Source organism: Desulfonatronospira sp. (assembly GCA_003563255.1).
Classification (GTDB): domain Bacteria; phylum Desulfobacterota; class Desulfovibrionia; order Desulfovibrionales; family Desulfonatronovibrionaceae; genus Desulfonatronospira.
Window position 1 is genome coordinate 1 of record PWSL01000488.1, and the last position, 3,979, is coordinate 3,979.

Consider the following 3,979-nt stretch of genomic DNA (forward strand, 5'->3'; position numbering starts at 1 on the left):
GCCATCCTGGCTTGAATCAGGCGATTTCCCATCAGGAAGTGATTGTACCGGCGATGACGGCAGCGGAATTGGCGCGGGCGATCGCGGAGCCTGCCAAACGGGCGGGACATCCCCTAGAGGACGCCCTGGTAGATCGCATGGTGCAGGATATGGCGGGGCAAGAAGGGGCGTTGCCGTTGCTCCAGTTTGCGCTAACCAAGCTGTGGGAGGAGCTGTCGCAGGAATCGCTACGGAGGCGATCGCCGTTGCAGGTCTATTTAGACATTGGGGGGATTGGGGGGGCGGTAGCAGATAGGGCAGATAAGATTTTCGACGGTTTGAAGGATGATGATGGCTTGAAGGTGGTCAGGCAAACGACCGCACAGCGAATTTTTCTGAGCCTGGTGCAGCTAGGAGGGGAGAATAACCGGGTGACTCGTCGCCGGATCAGGGTCAAGGATTTAACCACCCGCAAGATCACTCTGGAGCAGGTGCGGGAAGTCATTCACGAGTTCTCCAAGGAAAATGCGCGCTTGATTACCCTATCCACGGTGGAGGGTGAGGTGACGGCGGAGGTGACCCATGAGGCGCTGTTTGAAACTTGGCAGCGGTTCAAAGATTGGATCCGCGATCGCTGGGATGATCTTCGCTTGCAGCAGCGGTTAGAAGCCGCTGCAACCTACTGGGATGAACAGGGAAGGCCAGCGGGATTATTGTGGCGATCGCCGGATCTGGATCTCCTCCGTAATTTTGTCCGAACCACTAACCCTGATCTCAACCAATGCTGCCTTGAATTTTTCCGTGCTTCTGAGCGGGCAGAACGGCAACAGGTGCTCTTGCGGGGAGCGGGGGTAGGCGCTTTGGCACTATTGGCGGCGGGGATGACCTGGTTTGGTATCCAATCCCGTCGGGCGGAGCAGTTAGCCTTGGTCCGTCAATTGGCAGCCCAAGCGGAACAGTTGGTGAGTCAACCCCGACTAACGTCTCAGGAAGTCGGTGCATTGTTAGCTGTATATGCTTTCCAGAAGGGCAGCTTAACAGGGCGAGAACTGGGTACTGTGAACCAATCACTACGTCAGGGTTTAGCCCAGTTGCCTCTGAAGACCCTTGATCATGATAGTCCTCTGGAGACCCTTGATCTATTTGCTCGTTATGTCTCTAACGTTAGGTTTAGTCCTAATGAACAGCAGGTAGCGACAGCTAGTACTAGCGGCACGGTGCAGATATGGGATGCAGCAACAGGTGAGATAATTGCCAACCTCGAACATCATGATAGGGTCAATGCCTTGAGTTTTAGCCATAATGGGCAATGGCTGGCCACGGCTAGCAAAGACGGCATGGCACGGGTCTGGAACGCCAATACAGGCACCCCCATCATGACTCTCAACCATGATGAGGCAGTTAATTCTGTGATATTCAGTCCTGTAAGCGAGAGGTTAGTGACTGCTAGTAGTGACCGCACAGCAAAGGTATGGAATTACGCTGGTGATGTCATCATGACTCTCAATCATGATGAGAGTGTTCAGGCTGTCAACTTTAGTGATGACGGCGAAAAAGTGACCTCTGTCAGTGAGGATGGCACAGTGCGGGTTTGGGATTCTGCTACTGGTGATCTCATTGCCACCCTCAACCACAATAGTACGGTTACTTCTGTAGCTTTCAGTGATGATAGGGAGCGGGTAGCTACTGTCAGTGAAGATGATAAGGCGCGGGTTTGGAATGCTATGACAGGTGGCCACGTTGTCACTCTAAATCATATAGGTGTCAAAGCAATAGCCTTGAGTACTGATGGTCATCTAGTAGCTACTGCCGACGAGAGCAGTATGACAAAAATATGGAGGGCTGCTACAGGGGAACTAATTGCCACCCTTAACCATGAGAAGGATGATCAGTATCCTGGGGTTACAAAAGTGGCTTTCGGTGATAATGGACGAGTAGCTACCGCTAGGTCTAATACAGTACGCATATGGAGCTACACAGGTAGACATATTGCAACTTTCTACCATAGTAATACAGTGGGTGCTCTGGCCTTTAGTAGTGATTACCAACGAATAGCTACGTCCAGTGCTGATGGAATCACACGGATTTGGAACACCGTTATGGGTGATCCTATCACCATACTTAACCATGACTCTAATCTTAAAGCTGCCGCCTTCAGTAACAATTATGAGCAAGTCGCTACCGCTAGCTGGGATGGTACGGTACGGGTTTGGAACCTTACAATAAACGATTTGCCTGACACGTTCCAACACCGCGTTAGGGCCGACTCTATAACTTTCAGTGCTGACAATCAGCAATTAGCTATAGCCTCTACGCCTGGCGGTATAGTGGTAGACCGTGACAGGACAATGCAAGATAATGACGGGAATTTGCGCAATAATGGGACAGTGTATATATGGGATATTCCTACAGGCGACCACATCATCATCCCTACCTTTCATAGTGAAGATGACTCTATCGTCCCTCGCGGAGAATCCAGGATTCAAATAATTAACTTATTTAATCGCTTAAACTCTGTGGCACTTGGTGCTGACGACAAGCAGTTGGCGACAGCTAGTAATAAGCGAACAGCAAAGATTTGGGATGCTGCCACAGGTAATCTTATCTTCACCCTTAGTCATGCTGATAACGTGAAAGCAGTAGTATTTAATACTGACGGCAAGCGGTTGGCAACCGCTAGTAATGATCGCACAGCAAAGATTTGGGATGCTGCCACAGGTAATCTTCTCTCTACCCTTGTCCATGGTGGTGGCGTTAATGCAGTAGCATTCAGTGCTGACGGCAAACGACTGGCAACCACTAGTAATGATCGCACAGCAAAGATTTGGGATGCTGCCACAGGTAGCCTTATCGCAACTTTTAATCACAATGATACGGTCGATAATGTGACTTTTAGTGCTGACGGCGAGCATATAGCTACTGTCAGCGAACGCACACTATGGGTATGGAATATTTCAACAGCCCTACCTATTGCGAACATCAACCCTAGTACAGGAGTCCTTGACATAACGTTTAGTTCTGATAGTGAGCGGATAGCTGCCGTTGGCAGTGACGGTGCAACACGGATTTACTGGCTTTGGTCTAAGGATCTGGCAAAACAAATTTGTCAGCGCATTCACCGCAACTTTAGTGCTTCGGAGTGGATCAACCACCTACAAAAAGACTTAAACCAGTACGGGCTAACCTGTGCCAATTTGCCCGTGCATCCCACCGTGCTCATAGCCGCCCATGGGCTGGCCAGAAGTGGCAATGTCCGCCAATCCACCGCCCTGCTGCGCCATCTATTAAGGATCTCCCAAGCGGCGGGGCATGACCTTGATCTCGACCCCGCCACCGAAGAAATCGTGCAAAACCCCAGAGCTGTGGCCCGCAAGTATTCTGCGGTGCATCTGGTGCGAGAAGCCACCACCCTGGCCCGCAATGGGGAAATAGCCAGGGCTACCCACCGATTCCAACAAGCCCTCGATCGCGATCCCACCATTGACCTTAACCCCAGCACCGATACCCTCGATCAAGACCCCGCCGCTGTCGCCCAAGCCCTGGCTAATCCTGATAACTAAACGGTTGTGCCAGCCAAGATGCCTTACAGGCAAAGCTGGAATCCCGGCAGGACATCCTCCCCAGAGAGAGTAGCGGGCAGAGAAACCATCTCATGGGGGCAGTTTGGGCGGTAGATTTCCACCTGTTGCTGTTGTGGGTTGATCAGCCAGCCCAATTTGAGGCCGCTGTCTAGATATTCCTGCATCTTGGCCTGCAACGGCAACAGGCGATCGCTGCGGGAGCGCAGTTCAATCACAAAATCAGGACAGAGGGGAGGGAAGCCTTCTCGATCTTCAGGGCTGAGGGCTTCCCAGCGGGCTTTGGCTACCCAGGACACATCGGGAGAGCGATCGCCCCCCTGGGGCAGGCTAAAAACCGTCGAAGAACTAAACACATAGCCCAGTTGGGTCTGCTCATTCCAGATGCCAACTTTGATGATCAGGGTCGCTTCCTGATTGCC

General features: G+C 51.7%; 2 protein-coding genes. One reads left to right on the plus strand and one right to left on the minus strand.

Annotated elements, in window-relative coordinates; genetic code table 11:
- Window positions 1–11 precede the first annotated feature (11 nt).
- Window positions 12–3,539: a WD40 repeat domain-containing protein gene (locus QZP87_RS14320; RefSeq protein WP_363331027.1), complete on the plus strand. Its 3,528-nt coding sequence runs from the start codon at window positions 12–14 to the stop codon at window positions 3,537–3,539.
- A gap of 23 nt (window positions 3,540–3,562) precedes the next feature.
- Here QZP87_RS14320 and QZP87_RS14325 read toward each other — a convergent pair.
- On the minus strand, window positions 3,563–3,979 hold a 417-nt coding region (locus QZP87_RS14325; RefSeq protein WP_291323604.1), incomplete at its 5' end, for a Uma2 family endonuclease.